Source organism: Halarsenatibacter silvermanii, assembly GCF_900103135.1.
In the GTDB taxonomy this organism is placed as follows: domain Bacteria; phylum Bacillota; class Halanaerobiia; order Halanaerobiales; family Halarsenatibacteraceae; genus Halarsenatibacter; species Halarsenatibacter silvermanii.
This window is the reverse complement of sequence record NZ_FNGO01000057.1, coordinates 1-2,774: the sequence shown is the minus strand read 5'-3', so window position 1 is coordinate 2,774 and position 2,774 is coordinate 1. Positions and strand designations below refer to the sequence as shown.

The 2,774-nt window shown below is 40.3% G+C and carries 4 protein-coding genes; all 4 read left to right on the top strand.

What is annotated here, in order from left to right; translation table 11 throughout:
* The first annotated feature begins 260 nt into the window (after positions 1–260).
* The 4 genes from rplU (at position 261) to yhbY (ending at position 2,630) form a co-directional block, all read left to right on the top strand.
* Positions 261–575: a 50S ribosomal protein L21 gene (rplU, locus tag BLT15_RS12925; protein WP_089762484.1), complete on the top strand. Its 315-nt coding sequence runs from the start codon at positions 261–263 to the stop codon at positions 573–575.
* A 45-nt stretch (positions 576–620) separates the two neighbouring features.
* Entirely contained in the window at positions 621–908 is a 288-nt protein-coding gene (gene rpmA, locus BLT15_RS12920) for a 50S ribosomal protein L27 (protein WP_089762482.1), read from the top strand.
* Positions 909–1,012: 104 nt separating this feature from the next.
* Entirely contained in the window at positions 1,013–2,311 is a 1,299-nt protein-coding gene (gene obgE / locus BLT15_RS12915; RefSeq protein WP_089762481.1) for a GTPase ObgE, read from the top strand.
* Between the two features lie 10 nt (positions 2,312–2,321).
* A complete protein-coding gene (gene yhbY, locus BLT15_RS12910; protein ID WP_089762479.1) occupies positions 2,322–2,630 on the top strand; it encodes a ribosome assembly RNA-binding protein YhbY in 309 nt (102 codons plus the stop codon).
* The last annotated feature ends 144 nt before the right edge of the window (positions 2,631–2,774 follow it).

Here is a 2,774-nt window from a genome sequence, read left to right as displayed (position 1 = left end):
CGCAATTTATCATCTTATGAAGGGGGCATCGAGATAATATTTTCATGGGGGGAGTCCTCTTTTTATTCCCCAACCCACATTTACTTGACATCGTCAGTTGATCGATAGGTCTTGACTTTTGATCAGAAATATGCTAGAATTTCAACCTGTAGATAATGGTATGTGAATTGCGATGGAACAATATATTTATTAGTCCTATTTAAAAATTTATTTTTCTATTTTTTTCTGATGATTATTTTAGGTGGAGGGGGTGGAAGTAAATGTATGCAGTTATCAGAACCGGAGGCAAACAGTACAGGGTAAAGGAAGGCGATCATTTGAAGGTGGAGAAATTAGATTACGAAGAGGGAGACAGTATTTCCTTCGATGAAGTGCTGGCTGTTTCCGATGATGAAGATTTTAAAGTTGGAAAGCCAGTCCTGGAATCTGCTGAGGTAAAAGCTGAGGTTCTTGAACACGGCAAAAATAAAAAAGTTGAGGTTTTCAAATTCAAGGCCAAAAAACGCTATAAAAAGAAGACCGGACATAGACAGCCTTTTACACGTATTAAAATTGATGAAATTGTTGGTGAATAATCTCTCTTCAGCAATATATATTTTACTTTCAGGGGGTGAGGAAAAATGGCCCAAAAGAAGGCAGTAAGCAGTACGCAGAATGGTAGAGATAGTATATCTAAAAGGCTGGGTGCAAAAGAATTTGATGGCGAGTTTGTAACCGCGGGAAGTATACTCGTCAGACAGCGAGGCACTAAGTTTCATCCCGGTTACAATGTAGGTCGGGGTAGCGATGATACTCTTTTTGCCAAAACCGATGGATACGTCAATTATGAGCGTTCTGGCAAGTCAAATCGCAAGGTAAGTGTTTATGAGCCGGAACATTATGCGGTAGTTCAAAAAGCTGCCAATTAATCATTTTAGAAATTTGTTTTCAAAAACCTTTTGTAAATTTGAGATGCAGCTTTATCAGCCCTCAGTAGTTTTCACTGAGGGATTTTTTATTGAGGTGATTAATAATGTTTGTTGATGAAATTGAAATAACATTGGAAGGTGGCAGCGGAGGTGACGGAGCTGTCAGCTTTCAAAAGGAGAAATTTGAACCCAGAGGTGGACCCGATGGAGGAGACGGGGGGGATGGAGGAGATGTAGTTTTAAAAGTAGATGAGGGTATAAATACATTAAACCATCTCAGATATAAAAGCAAATATGAAGCTCAGGACGGAGAAAATGGAGCAGAAAGAAATAAAAAAGGCAGAGCCGGGAAGGATGAAATCATAAAAGTTGCCCCTGGTACGGTAGTTTTTGATCGGCAGGGGAGAAAACTTGCCGATTTGACTGAAGATCAAGAGGAGTTTGTAGCAGCGCAAGGAGGAAAAGGAGGAAGGGGCAATGCCAGGTTTAAGAGTTCTTCCAGACAGGCGCCTAAATTTTCCGAGAACGGTGAGAGTGGAGAAAAGAAAATACTGAAGCTTGAGTTGAAGCTTTTGGCTGATGTGGGATTAGTAGGTTTTCCCAACGTTGGTAAATCTACTCTTATCTCAATGATCACTTCTGCCAGGCCAAAAATAGACAATTACCATTTTACCACTGTAGAACCCAATTTGGGAGTGGTCAATTATCAGGATTATTCAAGTTATGTAATAGCCGATGTACCGGGGTTGATAGAAGGGGCTCACCGGGGTGAAGGTTTGGGCGATCAGTTTCTCAAACATCTTGAGCGCACCAGACTTCTGGTCCATATGATCGACGCTTCTGGTATCGAGGGAAGGCAGCCTGAAGAGGATTATCATAAAATTAACAATGAGCTTCAACGTTTTAATCAATCACTGGCTCAGCTTAATCAAATAATTGTTTTGAACAAAATTGATATTCCCCGGGCACGCAAAAATATAGCTGATCTCATGAAAAAATTTCAAAGCATGGGGCTTGATGTCTATCCCATTTCGGCTGCTACAGGGGAAGGCGTTGAAATTTTGAAAAAAGAAATAGGTAAGGCTCTGGAAGAGATTGAAGAAGAATCCGCAGTTCAGGAGGATGAGTTCGGCGATAGCGAAGAAGTAGTTATCACACCAGATGCCTCTGATGAGAGGAGTGAAAAATTTATTGTAAACAGGGTGGCGCCTGATCGTTTCAAAGTAGAAGGCAATTTTGTCGAAAAACTTATAGATAGAACTGATTTAAATGATGAACCCTCGCTGCGCAGAATGCTGTCTATTTTGCGGAATGAGGGCCTTTATGAGGAACTGGAAAGAGCCGGGATTGAAAACGGCATGACAGTGATCATCGGGAGACAGGAATTTGACTATGTAAGATAAGCATCGGGAGGTGTTATTAATTACAGATTTAAACAGCAAACAGAGAAGTTTTCTCACCGGAGAAAGTCATGATTTAAATCCTCTTGTTCATGTTGGTAAGGAAGGAATTTCTGAGGGAGTTGTAGATCAAACCTCAGAAACGCTGAAAGATCACGAATTGATAAAAGTTAGGATCAATGATAATGCTCCCGTGAATGCAGAAGAGAGTGCTGAAATTATTTCACGCAGAACTAGCTCAGAAGTTGTACAGATTATTGGTAGTGTGATTATTCTTTATAAAGAGAATCCGGATGATCCTCAGTATAATCTCCCGAATTAAATTCATTATTTCAGCGGTAATGCATCTCATACATTACCGCATTTTCATATCACCAGAAAATACAGACAATTAAAGCAGTTAGGAAAAAGGCGAGAGCTATTGACAGGAGGGCGGGGAATTGTTATGATATTAAGCGTGCTGAGA

Excerpts from the sequence above, each read along its gene's own strand:
- rplU (WP_089762484.1), top strand. The coding sequence starts at position 261 with ATGTATGCAGTTATCAGAACCGGAGGCAAACAGTACAGGGTAAAGGAA.
- rpmA (WP_089762482.1), top strand. The coding sequence starts at position 621 with ATGGCCCAAAAGAAGGCAGTAAGCAGTACGCAGAATGGTAGAGATAGT.
- obgE (WP_089762481.1), top strand. The coding sequence starts at position 1,013 with ATGTTTGTTGATGAAATTGAAATAACATTGGAAGGTGGCAGCGGAGGT.